The organism is Flavobacterium sp. GSB-24, assembly GCF_027924665.1.
Taxonomy (GTDB): domain Bacteria; phylum Bacteroidota; class Bacteroidia; order Flavobacteriales; family Flavobacteriaceae; genus Flavobacterium.
Genome location: NZ_AP027043.1, coordinates 121,980 through 137,246, shown reverse-complemented (window position 1 = coordinate 137,246; position 15,267 = coordinate 121,980). Strand labels below are relative to the sequence as shown.

At 32.1% G+C, this 15,267-nt stretch carries 15 protein-coding genes; 9 read left to right on the top strand and 6 right to left on the bottom strand.

All coding sequences use genetic code 11. From position 1 onward, the window contains the following. Positions 1–60 precede the first annotated feature (60 nt). From QMG60_RS00680 to QMG60_RS00670, 3 genes are all read right to left on the bottom strand, one after another. Positions 61–594, bottom strand: coding sequence for an ATP-binding protein (locus QMG60_RS00680; protein ID WP_057117736.1), 534 nt, complete (start codon positions 592–594; stop codon positions 61–63). A 346-nt stretch (positions 595–940) separates the two neighbouring features. Continuing rightward, positions 941–1,564 (bottom strand): hypothetical protein, encoded by a 624-nt coding sequence (locus tag QMG60_RS00675; RefSeq protein WP_281866569.1) that lies wholly within the window; start codon positions 1,562–1,564, stop codon positions 941–943. 18 nt (positions 1,565–1,582) lie between these two features. Beyond that, positions 1,583–2,497, bottom strand: coding sequence for an alpha/beta hydrolase fold domain-containing protein (locus QMG60_RS00670; RefSeq protein WP_281866568.1), 915 nt, complete (start codon positions 2,495–2,497; stop codon positions 1,583–1,585). Positions 2,498–2,769: 272 nt separating this feature from the next. On the opposite strand from QMG60_RS00670, the gene QMG60_RS00665 reads away from it, so the two are divergent. The 4 genes from QMG60_RS00665 (at position 2,770) to QMG60_RS00650 (ending at position 6,163) form a co-directional block, all read left to right on the top strand. Beyond that, entirely contained in the window at positions 2,770–3,066 is a 297-nt protein-coding gene (locus QMG60_RS00665; RefSeq protein WP_026727611.1) for a DUF493 family protein, read from the top strand. A 3-nt stretch (positions 3,067–3,069) separates the two neighbouring features. Further along, complete coding sequence (locus tag QMG60_RS00660; protein WP_281866567.1) at positions 3,070–3,789, top strand: DUF4290 domain-containing protein; 720 nt, start codon at positions 3,070–3,072, stop codon at positions 3,787–3,789. A 97-nt stretch (positions 3,790–3,886) separates the two neighbouring features. Beyond that, complete coding sequence (gene murA / locus QMG60_RS00655; protein WP_057117740.1) at positions 3,887–5,200, top strand: UDP-N-acetylglucosamine 1-carboxyvinyltransferase; 1,314 nt, start codon at positions 3,887–3,889, stop codon at positions 5,198–5,200. 84 nt (positions 5,201–5,284) lie between these two features. Continuing rightward, the gene (locus QMG60_RS00650; RefSeq protein ID WP_281866566.1) at positions 5,285–6,163 is read left to right on the top strand and encodes a cation diffusion facilitator family transporter; all 879 of its coding nucleotides are present in this window, start codon (positions 5,285–5,287) and stop codon (positions 6,161–6,163) included. Between the two features lie 209 nt (positions 6,164–6,372). Here the strand turns inward: QMG60_RS00650 and QMG60_RS00645 are convergent, their stop codons facing one another. The 3 genes from QMG60_RS00645 to QMG60_RS00635 form a co-directional block, all read right to left on the bottom strand. Beyond that, complete coding sequence (locus tag QMG60_RS00645; RefSeq protein WP_281866565.1) at positions 6,373–8,859, bottom strand: DUF5686 and carboxypeptidase regulatory-like domain-containing protein; 2,487 nt, start codon at positions 8,857–8,859, stop codon at positions 6,373–6,375. Between the two features lie 156 nt (positions 8,860–9,015). Further along, entirely contained in the window at positions 9,016–9,429 is a 414-nt protein-coding gene (gene aroQ / locus QMG60_RS00640; RefSeq protein WP_057117743.1) for a type II 3-dehydroquinate dehydratase, read from the bottom strand. A 124-nt stretch (positions 9,430–9,553) separates the two neighbouring features. Then, entirely contained in the window at positions 9,554–10,114 is a 561-nt protein-coding gene (locus QMG60_RS00635; RefSeq protein WP_281866564.1) for a porin family protein, read from the bottom strand. Between the two features lie 284 nt (positions 10,115–10,398). Between QMG60_RS00635 and QMG60_RS00630 the strand changes: the two genes are divergently transcribed. From QMG60_RS00630 to QMG60_RS00610, 5 genes are all read left to right on the top strand, one after another. Beyond that, positions 10,399–10,998 carry an outer membrane beta-barrel protein gene (locus QMG60_RS00630; RefSeq protein WP_057117745.1) on the top strand — a complete coding sequence of 200 codons (600 nt, stop codon included), beginning with the start codon at positions 10,399–10,401 and terminating at the stop codon, positions 10,996–10,998. A 219-nt stretch (positions 10,999–11,217) separates the two neighbouring features. Continuing rightward, entirely contained in the window at positions 11,218–11,835 is a 618-nt protein-coding gene (locus QMG60_RS00625) for a porin family protein (protein ID WP_281866563.1), read from the top strand. A gap of 196 nt (positions 11,836–12,031) precedes the next feature. Then, on the top strand, positions 12,032–12,607 hold the full coding sequence (locus tag QMG60_RS00620; protein ID WP_057117747.1) for a porin family protein: 576 nt from the start codon (positions 12,032–12,034) through the stop codon (positions 12,605–12,607). 81 nt (positions 12,608–12,688) lie between these two features. After that, positions 12,689–13,585 (top strand): site-specific tyrosine recombinase XerD, encoded by an 897-nt coding sequence (xerD, locus tag QMG60_RS00615; protein WP_281866562.1) that lies wholly within the window; start codon positions 12,689–12,691, stop codon positions 13,583–13,585. Between the two features lie 151 nt (positions 13,586–13,736). Next, positions 13,737–15,257 carry a PAS domain-containing protein gene (locus QMG60_RS00610; protein WP_281866561.1) on the top strand — a complete coding sequence of 507 codons (1,521 nt, stop codon included), beginning with the start codon at positions 13,737–13,739 and terminating at the stop codon, positions 15,255–15,257. Positions 15,258–15,267: the final 10 nt, after the last annotated feature.

Below are 15,267 nucleotides of genomic sequence, written 5' to 3'. Positions count from 1 at the left end.
TTAGTTTTAAAGTTAAAAATTCAGAAAACAGGTTCTAGTTTTACAGCTAAAAACGCGTCGCTAAATTTTATCTAAGATATAAAGAATTCTGTTTTCAACCGTATCTTTTGGAACTTCAATCAATTCGTAACCATATTTTTTATAGGTTTCAATAAGATGTTCCTGAATTTTAACCGCTTGTTCAAAATTTTCGTAACGCTCTGTATCGCTTTGGTAAATTTCTTCCCAAGGCGGCAGAATAAAAGTTTTAGAATATTTATAATCCTCACAAGCCTTTGTAAAACGCTCTGGATATTCATCTCCAATATAATCCATGTAGGCTACAACATCGGGAATTCCTCTGTCTATAAAAACTACATTATCAGGTTCTTCAAGAGCATTTTGGTATTGTTCGATGCGGCCTTCCAGAAGCATTTCGCTAAACAAAAGCGGTTGTTCTAAAAACAGTTGTTCGATACCTTCCTGCTGCGCTTTCATGGTTACCTGTCTTGAGATTTCAGGATAGCAGCAAAAGCCACGAGCTACCAATTCGTTAATAAGTGTTGATTTTCCAGTACCAGGACCGCCAAGTAAGACTATGATTTCTTTTTGCACTATTCTAAAAATAAAGCGCAAATTTACCTAAACTTATTCGTAATTAAAAAGAATATTTATCCGAAACGAAAGATTTGATATTTTGATAAACAAAAGTTCTTATTTTAAAGTCCCGATAGGGACGATATATTTATAGAAAAAATATACACGATAAATATAAAGCTCCAGCGGAGCGACATAATTTTAATAGTTTAGATGTCGCTCCGCTGGAGCTTTTGATTGGTGTGAAAATTGAATTTGCTATACATATTTTGTTCCGCTGGAGCAATTTTGGAATAAATTAAATTGATTTATAAATTGCCGTTGGTTTTAACCAACGAATTTAAAGGCTTTTTATATTTTGGCTTTAGCCAAATATTTGCCACCATTTTCTTTTGACTTTAGGAAGAACGACTCTTTGGTTGTCTTCAATTTGTTTTCCATTAAAATCGAGAACATATTCGTTCGATTCAAAATCAATTAGACGTATTTTATCACTTTCAATATTAAAAGGGTTTTTGCCTTCAAGATTTACCCAGATATCTCTTCCTCCGAAGCGCCAAACTATTTCTCCTTCTTTTGTAATTCTAAATATTTCTACCTCGCCATAAATAATAAAATCCTTTTCTAATTTGTAAATACCAAAGTTTGTGGCAAAATCAAATTCTTTATACCAGACAATTTCAAGTGAAGGAATTTGTAAACAATATAATGTATTACAAACGCGAATCCATATTTTTTTATCTTCAATAATAAATGAATTCTCATAAATTCCGGTTGCTCCTCCAGTTGCGCATATTATTGCGCTTGAAATTTCTGCTTCATTTTTTTTAATAACAATTGCATGCTTGCTGGTTGAGTAAAAATTTTTCTCTTGATATTTTCCTTCGAAATAAACTTTTTGATAATGAAATGAATTTTCTGGTGAATTCAAAGTGTAATTTTGGTCGTCAAAAACTTCTATTTCAAAATTATTATAATCAATTTTCATATTTTGGTTTAAAATTAATTACTCACAAAACAAATATTTCCCAGAACCTTTTCCTTTTTTAGAAGGAACAATCAAATGCGATTGAAACTTTTTACCGTTTAAAACATCATTCACAAAATCAAGAACATACTGCTGTCCTTCATGGAAAAGATAGCTGGAGAATTCGTGTCCGCCCTCACAAAAAGTAATTAGTTCAACATCTTTATGTAAATCCTGCATATGATTGTAAACGGCATAAGAACCAAAAAGAATCAGCCAGCCCGAAGCATTTGTCGGGCAAGAGCGATGCGAACCAGCATTATACGGAACTGTATCGTCATTACTTCCATGCGCTAATAACATCGGAATTGCTTTTTCTTTTGTAATCAAATTGATGTCCTGAATCGCTCCCGAACCTCCAATAAAACCTTTATATTTAAAATTTTCAGGCAGATTGTTTTTATACAAATTCATTAATTTATAATCCCAGAACGAAGCATGAAAACCAATTTCTGCCCCAGCGCTGATTCCAGAAATAAATATTTTAGAATTATCCAGATTGTATTTGTCTGCATTTTTGATTAGATATGAAGTTGCCTGCCACATATCACTCACGCCAATCTGGATTGCTTTTATTTTTTCGGTTAAAGTTCCTTTGCATCCAAAATCTTTTCCTTTCATATATAGACTGTACGAAATACTGGCAACGGCATAGCCATTTTGAGCCATAAATTTTCCGAACTCTTTTTCGCTTGTACGCTCTCCGCCAGAAAATCCGCCGCCAAAAGCGAATAGGATCAACGGAATTTTTTCAGTAGATTTTTTCTTCGGCAGATATAAATCTAAGTCTAGTTTTAAAGTATCGTTCTGGAAATAAGTCAGCGTTTTGACTTCTTGCGCTTGGCTATTGTAAAAAGTACAGATTGTAAAAAGGAAGAAGATAATTTTTTTCATTGTAAGGTATTTTAATTTTGCAAAGTCGAAGAGTTGCGAAATATTTCAAATATAAAGGTTTGTCAAGAATTTCCCGAATTTTTGCGAATTTAAATTTTGAAACCAGTCAAAAACTAGTGCAATTTAATGAAGAGATTTGCAATAATATAATTAGTGTAAATTAGTGAAATTCGTGGCCAAAAAACAGCTGTCTTTTCAATAGAAAAAATCTAAAATCTAAAATCTAATATCTGAAATCAAAAACGTATATTTGCGTTTATTTTTAATTACGAATGGAGAACGATAAAGAAAAAAATACCGCCGAATTTTACGAAAGATTAAAATTAGAGCTAGATAACGCAAACACTTGGCCAGCAGAATATTTGTATAAATTTATTGTGCCATCTGTTGCGGATAATGTGGAGCGAGTTGAAAAAGCTTTTGATAGAATGGGAGCGGTTATTAAAACAACAAAATCTAAAACGGGTAAATTTACCAGCGTTTCTGTAGATGTTACTATGAACAGTTCAGATGATGTGATTAGTAAATACAAAGAAGTTTCTACAATAGAAGGTATAGTTTCATTATAACTTATGGTCGAAAAATATAAAAAAGAAGTCGCAAATGACGTTGTTTTTAACTTAGAATATAATTCTGAAAGACAGCGTTTGATTATTCCGGAATATGGTCGTCATTTACAAAAATTGATCGATCAGGCTACCGCAATAGAAGATGATGAAACACGCAATAAAGTCGCGAAATATATCATTCAGGTTATGGGAAGTTTGAATCCGCATTTGCGCGATGTACCAGATTTTCAGCATAAACTTTGGGATCAGCTTTTTATAATGTCTGATTTTAAACTGAACGTAGAATCGCCATATCCAATTCCGTCAAGAGAAGTTTTGGAGCTAAAACCAGATGTGTTGCAATATCCGCAGAACTTTCCAAAATACAGATTTTATGGTAACAATATCAAATACATGATCGATGTTGCTAATAAGTGGGAAGATGGAGAAATGAAAAATGCATTGGTTATGGTAATTGCCAACCACATGAAAAAATCTTTCTTAAGCTGGAACAAAGACACAGTGAAAGATGATGTGATTTTTGAGCATTTATATGAATTGTCTGGTGGAAAAATAAACTTGCTTCACAGCACAGAAGAATTGTTGAATACAACAGATTTAATGCGTACCAACAAACGCATGTCTAATAAAACAGCATCTGTTGGACAGCCAAAAATTCAAAACAACAAAAACAATAAAGGAGGCCAAAAAAAAACATTTCAAAAAAACAATAATCAAAAATAGAAGAAGTTGCTAAGATACTAAGCGTCTAAGTTGCTAAGATTTTAGCTAAACCTTAGAACCTCAGAATCTCAGAACCTTAGAACCTTAAAAAAAATCTATGGGAATTTTTAAAATCGAAGGAGGAACTCCTTTAAAAGGAGAAATCACTCCGCAAGGAGCAAAAAACGAGGCATTACAAATTTTATGTGCCGTGCTTCTAACGGGGGATAAAGTAAAAATTAATAATATTCCCGATATTATTGACATCAATAAATTAATCACTCTATTGGGTAATTTAGGGGTTAAAATTCAACGTAACGAACCAGGTTCTATCACTTTTCAAGCCGATGAAGTTAATGTTGGATATTTAGAAACCGAAGCTTTCAAAAAAGAAGGAGGAGCACTTCGTGGTTCTATTATGATTGTTGGACCGCTTTTGGCTCGTTTCGGAAAAGGTTATATTCCAAAACCAGGAGGAGATAAAATTGGCCGTCGTAGATTAGATACACACTTTGAAGGTTTTATTAACCTTGGAGCAAAATTCAGATATAATAGAGAAGATCATTTTTACGGAGTAGAAACTCCAGAAGGAGGACTTCAGGGAACAGATATGCTTTTAGACGAGGCTTCTGTAACCGGAACGGCAAACATTGTAATGGCTGCTGTTTTAGCAAAAGGACAAACTACAGTTTACAATGCTGCGTGCGAACCATATTTACAACAATTGTGTAAAATGCTAAACTCTATGGGTGCTAAAATCACTGGAGTTGGTTCGAACTTATTGACTATTGAAGGTGTTGAAAGTCTTGGAGGATGCGAACACACTATTCTTCCGGATATGATCGAAATTGGTTCTTGGATTGGTCTTGCGGCTATGACAAAAAGTGAAATCACGATCAAAAATGTAAGCTGGGAAAATTTAGGTTTGATTCCGAATACATTTAGAAAATTAGGAATTACAATTGAAAAACGTAACGACGATATTTACATTCCAGCTCACAAAGACGGATACGAAGTAAAAACCGATATCGACGGTTCTATTTTAACAATTGCAGATGCACCTTGGCCAGGATTTACACCTGACTTATTGAGTATCGTTTTGGTTGTGGCAACTCAGGCAAAAGGAGATGTTTTAATTCATCAAAAAATGTTCGAAAGCCGTTTGTTCTTTGTGGATAAGTTAATCGATATGGGAGCGAAAATCATGTTATGTGACCCGCATAGAGCTGTGGTTATGGGGCATAATTTTGAATCTCAATTGAAAGCAACAACTATGTCATCTCCTGATATTCGTGCGGGAATTTCATTATTGATTGCGGCACTTTCTGCAAAAGGAACAAGTACAATTCAAAATATAGAACAAATTGACCGTGGATACGAACGTATCGACGAGCGTTTAAGAGCAATCGGTGCAAAAATCGTGAGAGCTTAAAGAAAGTTAGCCGCAAATTCACGAATTTAAATCTTCAAAAGATTATCAAATATTCGTGAATTCGCGGCGAAAAAAATAGTCTAAATGACAAATGAACAAAAAGCTATAAAAGCTACTCTATTTAGTATAGCTGGAAATACCTGCCTGGCCCTAGTAAAAGGTCTCGCAGGTTTTTTTGGCAATTCATACGCCTTGATTGCAGATGCCATCGAATCGACTACGGATATATTTTCCTCTTGTCTGGTGTTATTCGGAATTAAATATTCTAATAAACCGGCAGATGAAAATCATCCATACGGGCACGGTCGTGCAGAACCTTTAATTACATTTTTGGTGGTCGGATTTTTAATTACTTCGGCAACAATTATTGGTTATGAAAGTATTGCCAATATTGGCACTTCACACGATTTACCTAAATCTTGGACATTATATGTTTTAGGAGCCATTATTGTGTGGAAAGAATATTCTTTTCGTTTGGTAATGAAACGCAGTAAACAAACAAATAGTTCGGCATTGGCTGCTGATGCGTGGCATCATAGAAGTGATGCCATAACTTCTGTGGCAGCGTTTATCGGAATTTCGATTGCGCTTATTATGGGAAAAGGCTACGAATCTGCAGATGATTGGGCAGCACTTTTTGCTGCGTTTTTTATTCTGTATAACAGTTATAAAATTTTCAGACCTGCTCTTGGCGAAATCATGGATGAAAACCTAAATGATGATTTAGTAGAAGAGATTCGTGTAGTATCTTTGACAGTTCCCGGAATCTTGGGAACAGAAAAATGTTTCATTCGTAAAGCAGGAATGCGCTATCACGTAGATTTGCACGCAATAGTTTCAGCTGCAATTTCAGTAAAAGAGGGACACGATTTATCACACCAATTGCAAGATACATTAAAAGAACAAATTCCGCAGTTAGGAAATGTTTTAATCCATATAGAGCCAGATGATTATCATTGTTAGAGGTTCTGAGGTGCTAAGGTTCTAAGATGCTAAGTTTTTTATATACATACCTTTGTCAAAGTTTAAAACTTTGACAAAGATTAAATTTAAATCCGTTTATTCTCCTTCGGGAATAAACGGATTTTTTTTGTGATGTTTGTCAGTTTGAGCGACGTCGAGAACATTCAATTATTTTACTTAGTATTTTAGCATCTTAGAACCTCAGAACCTTAGTCCAACACATTCAAAATCTTCAATCCAAACACAACACCATTTTGTTGAATGCCTCCTTGATAAGAATGTACGTAATCCACTCTAAACAATTTAAATTTACCGAAACCTAAATTATCCAAACCAACAGTGAATTCCGTGTAAGGTTTTCGATCTGGAATCGCCAGTGAGTGAAAACCAATATTCATCGTAGATTTTAACAGATTTAGTAATGGAATCTTATTCATAATAAACCCTGTGTCATTGTGCTCTAGATGCATTTCAAAATAGCTGTCATTTGTGCTATTGGCGTAGTATGGCATTAAATTAAAAACATTTAAATAGCGGCCGCTTGTACCGATATGAGTTTGGTTTCCGTTGAAATGTCTGTAATCTATAAAAGAAATATTTTCAGCATTAAAGAATTTCCCGGCTCTAAAATTAGTGCCTAAAAGACCTTTATTTCCAAGTCGTAAATCATATTGTACAGAAGCACCGATTCTTTCAAATTCGTATTTCTTTTCGCTTGCAGCAAAAGCTTTTTCGAAACCTAAAACTACAGTCGGATATTTATCATCTTTAAAATTATATCTTCCGTCAGGTCTTGAAATATATTTATTTCCAAAGTTAATTCTGGCATTGAGACCAACTTTAAACAAATTATGCTGTTCAAATGGCGCCGTAGTAAAATCATTTGGTGCAAGAGGATTGTTTGAAGAATATAGATCATCCCTTTTAAAGAAAGAATAATCAGTTGTATTGAAGAGAGGTTTTCGCTGTTCATAAGCCACTTTTGCAAACAGATTAACGCCATTTAAAACGCCTTGCGAATAATTTACCTGTGCATATTCTAAGTTATACAACTTCATATAATTGTCTTTAAAAAATAAAGAACTTATAGAATTGACCAATTTAGTAATAGGTTCCGCACTATTAAACTGTGCAACTTTTGTTCCTCCCGTAACTCCCAATGTTGCATAATTTATATTGTTGAATTTATGACTAAATTGTCCAACAACTCTAAATCGCTGATCTGAAAAACCATAATTGAAAGTAGTACCAATCGAAGTTGATTTTCCTTCTTCTTCATTTTCTTTTTTAAATGAAAAACCAGAATCCAAATTAAATCCCTGAACGGTATTAAAACTCAAAGAGGAAATATTCAGTAAACCTTGATAATTGAAAGAATATTTTTTGAACGTATTTTTATAGTCATAGCCCATTAAAATATCCCAAACTTTAAACTTATTATTTTTAGCATCAGTAGAATCCGTATATCTTTTTGATTTTCGAATTACTAAGAGGCTGTCTTTTTTACTATAATCAGTGCTTTCTTCAATAGTTAACGGAATTGGTCTGATTTCGTTCCAGAATGCGTCATCTTTTTTATTGGCATTTGCTTCAAAAGAAACAATTTCATTTCCAAAAGTTTTCTTCTCGAAAGAAGATGGAAATTCATAATTAGAATAAACATAATTGAAGTTCCCAGAAAATTTTACTCCAAAAATACCCGCATTAAACGAAAGTGTCTGTGCATTTTTAGACCAGATTTTATTTTTTGCATTATAGCTGAAACTCTGTTTTAGATTCATTACTTCGGTAAACTCATTTTTCATGCGATAGCCTTTAATTTCTAAGTCTATAGCATAAATAGCAAAACTGTCATCAACAATATAAATGTAACCTTCAAATACAGGTTCTTTGTCGCGTTTTGGAATCACTTTAATTTTATAAATCTGCTGTTTATTATCGTCGTAAAAGCTACTTTCGAGTTTGTATTTGTAGTAATTAAAAGCATTGTCTGCAATAGGAGAAATCATTTTAACATCAAAGTCGAGTGTATTATCATAAAAATCGTAAGTTGATAAAGCAGCAGTATTGTAGCTGTATCCACGATTGTTTCCTGAAATTTTCGAAGCTATAATTCTCTCCTTTAACTTCTCAGGTTTTTCAAAAGTAATTTTAGAAACAGTTTCAGATAAATATAAAATTCCTGTTCCGGTAGAATCTAAATTGGAAGCCATGTCCTCACCAAGATCAACTTTTTGACCTAAGATTTTTTTAGGAAGATCTTTAACCTTAAACATTCCTTTAGAATAAAAGTCGGCTGTATATCTTCCTGTTTTGTCGGAGTTTTCTTTTTTATTGGCAATAGCACTTTTTATAATGGCATTTGCAGGATTATTTTTAGGATCAATCACAACTTCATTTAGAGAGAAGCTTTCTTCCTCCATTTTTATATCTAAAGTTGTATTTGAATCTGGAGAAATTGTGATTTTCTGTGTTTTAAAACCTAAATACTGAAAGACAATTCGGTTTTTACCAATTTCTTTAACCTGCAATTGATATTTGCCTTGTTCATTCGAAGTGGTTCCTCGATAAGTCCCTTCTTCAAAAATAGAAACAAACGGCAGTGGATTTCCCTTTTCATCGGTTACAGTTCCTTTGATTTGGGCAAAATTGGAAATTGAAAAAATTAAAAAGGCAAATAATGTAAAGTTTTTCATGTAAGTGGTTTCTCTTACAAAAATAAAATAACTTGAAAATGAGCTTATTAATAATATGTTAAATTAAAGAGATTCAATTTTGTTTGCACTGTCAGGCTGAGCGGAGTCGAAACCACTTTCCTATACCATACTGTGGTGGTGATGTTTAGTTTAAAATTATAAAAACGACTGAATTGCCAACTCATAACTTTTCAAGCCAAAACCTAAAATAACACCTTTAGCATTTCCAGATAAATAAGATTGATGTCTGAAACTTTCGCGAGCATAAGTATTAGAAATATGAACTTCGATTACAGGAGTTGTCACAGCTTTCATCGCATCGCCTAAACCAATTGAGGTATGAGTGTAAGCGCCCGCATTTAAAATAATTCCGTCGTATGTAAAACCGCATTCTTGAATTTTTCCAATCAATTCTCCTTCAATATTACTTTGGTAATATGAAAGTTCAATATTTGGAAACTTTTGTTGCAGCGTCTCAAAATAATCTTCAAAAGTCTGGCTTCCGTAAACTTCTGGTTCGCGTTTTCCTAAAAGATTCAAATTGGGTCCATTGATAATGCAGATTTTCATATTTATTTTTTTGTGTAATTATGTGTTGACATTGCCATTGATTTGCCATTGCCATTGAACTTTGTAAAAATAAAAAAACCGCTCCAATTAATAGAGCGGTTTTTATAAAAGTATGTGATATATTTTAGAACATGTATCCAGCTGAAAGTTGGAATACAGAGTTTTTAAAATCAGCTTCTTCTGAAATCTCAGTCAAACCTATTCCGTAGCGAGCTTGAACAAAAAGACCTCCAACAACTTTTAATCCTAAACCTGCGTTAAGAGAAAAGTCAAATGTTTTTGGATCTGCAACGTCAAATTCCTTTTTATTAGATACAAGGAATGAAGCTTGTGGGCCAAGTTCTAAACTAAGTGATTTAGTCATGTAGATTTTCGCCATTACAGGAATAGCAATATATCCCATTTCGTTTTTGAAATCCTGTACAGCACTTTTGTATTCTGCTCCTTGTGTAGTGTACAAAAGCTCTGGCTGAATTGAGAATTTTTCTAATAATTTAAGTTCTGCTACAAGACCTGCATGGTAACTTGTAATACCTTCTTTGTCAACAGAAATTCCATCAAAGTCAGAACCTCCAGTTTGGTTCGCAAAGTTAACCCCTGCTTTCACCCCGATTTGTACAAATTGAGCGTTGATTGTAGCTGATGTTGCAATGAACAAAACAGCCGCTAAAAGTATTTTTTTCATAAAAAATGTTTTTAAAGTTTGGTATTTTAAACGTTATTTAAAATTCAAAACTACATATTTAGCATTTTATTGCCTTATATTTTGGATTAAATAATTAATAAAATTCCCACCGAAACTCATTTTTCTTAACAAAAAAACATTGAAAAGTCTTTTAGATACTTGATTATCAGATTTCTATTTAGTCCTTTTTTTCTGTCTTATTCTGATACTTTTTAAACTTATTGTGGATTAGATTTTGTAAGTCTAATCTTAGTTTTGTGTTTTGTAATTAAAAAATATAAAACATGAAAAAATTAATTTTAGCTGCTATTGCAGTAATGGGATTTAGCGCTGCTAATGCACAAGATTCTGGGTCATATGGATTTTCTAAAGGAAACATTCTTTTAGAAGGTAATTTAGGTTTTTCAACAAACAATGACAAAAACACAGATGTTAAAACTAATTCTTTTGAATTTAATCCAAAGGCTGGTTATTTTTTAACAGATAAATTTGCTCTTGGACTTGATTTAGGGATTGGTTCTGATAAGAAAAAAGTAGCTGGAACAGATGCTGATAAAAACTCAAATTTCAATGTTGGAGTTTTTGGACGTTATTATTTCCTAGATCTTGGTCAAAGATTTAAAACTTATGCGGAAGCTGGTGTTGGATTAAATACCGGAAAAGAGGGTGAAGCTAAATATTCAGGAGTTGGAATTAATGCAGGATTGGGAATCAATTATTTTGTATCTAACAGTTTTGCGATTAATTTTGGATTAACTGATATTTTGGATTATGGTACTAATAAGTATAAAGGAGGTAAAGCGGTTTCTGATTTTAATGCAAATTTAAATGTTTTTAACAACTTCTTCAGTACTGCTACATTTGGTTTGACATACAAATTCTAATAAAAAATAATAAGTTAGTTTTTTTAAAGCCTTTCTCATTTTGAGAGAGGCTTTTTTTATCTAATAAAGCTTCATATTAATTCAGGAAGTAGTTTATTGTTTAATAAGTTTATTAAATCCTTTTTCTGTCTTATTCTACTGTTTTTTAAGCTTATTGAGGATTGTCTTTTTGTAAGGCTGACCTTATTTTTGGTTTTTGTAATTAAAATATGTAAAAACATGAAAAAGATTATTTTAACTGCTATTGCAATAATGGCATTTGGATTTGTGAATGCGCAAAAATTTGGAGTTAAAGGAGGAGCTAATTTATCAACTTTAATAGGGAATATTGAAAATGAAACTCCAAAGTTTGGTTTCAATTTAGGAGGTTTTGTTGAATTTAAGATTGGAAATAAATTTTTTATTCAACCAGAACTCTTGTATTCTACTCAAGGAGGGAAATATGAACAATCTAGTGTTGATTATTTGTATAAACAAGAAATTAAGTCAAGTTACCTTAATGTGCCAGTAATGTTTAAGTATTATGTTATGGAAAAATTAAGTGTCGAGGCTGGACCTCAAGTCGGTTTTTTATTAACGGCTAAAGGTAAGTATGAAATAAAAAATGAGGTAGACTTTTTTTCTTCTGGATACAGAAGTGTTAAAGATATATATCAACCACAAAATATTGGTTTAAATATTGGAGCTGGTTATGATTTAACAAAAAATCTTTCAGCTGGAATAAGATATCAATTCGGGATGTCGAATGAAGTTAGATATTATTCTAGTGTTGGAGATTTAAAACAAATAAGAATGCGTGATGACGTTCTTTCTGTTTCTGTTGGATACAAGTTCTAAAAAAGAATAATAAGTTAGTTTTTTAAGCCTTCCTTTTGGAAGGTTTTTTTTTTTATCACATTTTAGATTAAACTCTAAGTGATGTTAATTTAACAACTTATATACATAATACTATTTTATTTGTTAAATTCCAAATTAGTTTTTATGAAGAATATTTTTATATTTGATCATTAAAATTTAACCAAAACAAATTAAAATGAAGAAAATTATTTTAGCTGCTATAGCGGTAATGGCATTTGGATTTACGAATGCTCAAGAAACAAGATTTGGGATAAAGGGAGGTGTTAACCTTTCTACTTTAACAGGCGAATATGAAGATGACACTAAATCATTAGTAGGTTTTACTGTTGGTGGTTTTGCTGAAATTAAGGTTATCGAACGACTAGCAATTCAACCTGAGCTTTTATATTCTGCTCAAGGTGCTAGATTTGAAGATGCTTTTGGAAAATATGATGCAAAACTTAATTATTTGAATATTCCTGTGCTTGCTAAGTTCTATATTACTAAGCAATTTACAGTTGAAGCTGGTCCTCAGATCGGTTTTTTATTGTCTGCTAAAATTGATGGAGAAGATGCAAAAGATTTTTATAAATCTGCTGATTTTGGATTTAATTTTGGAGCTGGTTATAATTTTACTGATAATTTTTCTGCTGGTATCAGATATACAGTTGGTCTTTCAGGGGTTTACGATAATGATAATGATGATCTTGAAGAATATATTGATAGCTCAAAAAACAGTAATTTATCGATTTATGCAGCTTATAAATTTTAATATTTCAAAATAAAAATATTTCAAAAACCTTCCTGATTCAGGAAGGTTTTTTTATGTAGAAAAATCACTTACTTTGTAAATATGAATTGGAGCAGATACATAAAAGATTATCAGTCGTATTTGAGGATAGAAAGAGGTTTGTCGAAAAATACAATTGAAAACTACGGATTTGATATTGAGCGGTTATGCCTTTTTTTAGAAACCAATCAAATTGATGTTTCTCCAATAAAAATTTCAGACGAAACATTACAGCAGTTTATATATTCTGTAGCAAAGGAAGTAAATCCGAGATCGCAGGCGCGTATCATTTCGGGATTAAAAAGCTTCTTTAATTATCTTGTTTTTGAGGATTATCGAAATGATAATCCGTTAGAGTTAATTGAAGCGCCAAAGACTGGTCGTAAATTACCTGATACTTTATCACTTCAAGAAATCGATGCGCTTATTGAAACTATAGATTTGAGCAGCAATGAAGGTGAAAGAAATAGAGCAATGCTTGAAACTCTTTACGGATGCGGACTTAGGGTTTCTGAGTTGATCTCTCTTAAAATTTCTGATTTGTTTTTTGATGAAGGTTTTATAAAAATTACCGGGAAAGGAAATAAAGAAAGATTTGTTCCAATTGGTCCATTGACTCAAAAATATATTGATATTTATAAAAATGCTGTTCGTTCGAATTTAAATATTAAAAAAGGAGCAGAAGATACTTTGTTCTTGAATAGAAGAGGAAATCAATTGACTAGAGCTATGGTTTTTACAATTATTAAAGATCTAGCTCAGAAAATGGGATTAAAGAAAAATATCAGTCCGCATACATTACGTCATTCCTTTGCAACACACTTATTAGAAAACGGAGCAGATTTAAGATCTATTCAATTAATGCTGGGTCACGAATCAATCACAACAACAGAAATTTATGTTCATTTAGATCGCAGCTTTTTAAAAGAAGTGATGCATAGTTTTCATCCTAGAAAATAATTTTATCATTATTGCGTTTATTTTGTCGTAAAAATTAATATATTGTGTTAAATTTTTGTTTTAATAAAAACAATTTAGCCTCATTTTGTGATTTTAATTTGTTTTTTTAGAATAAAAAGTATGAATATTTTATTTACATAAAAAGAAGTATATGGTTTTTGATTTATATGGAAATGACGATTGCTTAGAGGTAAATAATTTTTATAAGAAATTGTTGGCCGAAATGCCTGACTTGCTTTTTCAGTTTATTATTGATACTGATAATAATTATTCATTTCCTCTTGTAAGTAAGTCAGCTGATGAAATATTTGAACTTTCTGCATTAGATTTTACCAATGATATAAAATTTATAATTTACGATCGAATTGTACCACAAGACCGTGATTATTTTTTTCAGTCTTTGGTCAAAGCTAGGAGAGAAATAAAACCATGGGAAATTGAATTTAGGGCAGTTTTGCCTAAAAAAGGAATTCGCTGGTTTAAAATAACTTCGAAAACAGAATCGACTATAGATGGTAAAGTGATCTTTTATGGTCATGTTTCGGATATTACAGAGTTAAAAGATAAAGAAGAAAAACTTCGCATATCTGAAGAACGCTTTCAATTTGCTCTCGATGCTTCAACTGCGGGCATTTGGGATTGGGATATGGTGACTAATAGTGTTTTTTATTCCTCTTTATCGCTGAAAATTTTAGAATTAGAATCTACTGATATTTTTGATGATCCAGAACGCTGGGATAAAATTGTGCACCCTGATGACCTTCCGAAATATTACTCGGATATTCAGGAACATTTTGATAATAAGATTCCGTATTATGAAAATTACCATCGCGTAATGACTTCAAGTGGTAATTACAAATGGATTTTAGACCGCGGTAAAGTGATTAAAAGGGATGAAAATGGAAAACCGTTGCGTGTAATTGGAACACATACGGATGTTTCTGCTCAAAAAGAAAAAGAGCTAGAACTCATAAAAACGATGAAACTATACAGCGATCAAAATAGTCGTTTGTTAAATTTTTCGCATATTGTTTCTCACAATTTAAATACGCAGGCAGGAAATATAAAATCGATCCTGGATTTTATTGATGCCGATGTAAATAAACAAACAGTCGAAGAAATGCTGGAGCATTTGCGTACTGTTTCTAATGATTTGAATGAAACAATTTCAAATCTTACACAGATTGTAAAAACGCAGAGCAACATCAATATTGCAGTTGTACCGCTAATGTTGTGTGAGTATATCGAAAAAACAATTTCGACTATTAAAGGTTATGATAAACAGCGTAAAGTGACAATTATTAACAATGTGCCGAAATATTTGACGATTAATTTTAATCCGGCTTACATGGAAAGTGTTTTATTGAACTTTACAACAAATGCAATTAAATATGCGCATCCAGATCGTGATCCAGTAATAACTTTTGATTTTGCTATAGAGCCAGAAGGGTTTAAATCTCTTAAAATTACAGATAACGGACTTGGAATTGATTTAAAGTTATACGGAGATTTATTGTTTGGAATGTATAAAACTTTTCACAAACATGACGAAGCACGTGGAATTGGACTTTATATTACAAGAAATCAAATAGAAGCGATGAAAGGAACAGTTTTAGTAGAAAGTGAAGTGGGAGTAGGAACGAGCTTTAAAATTGTTTTTAATGATGTTTAAGATTGAAATA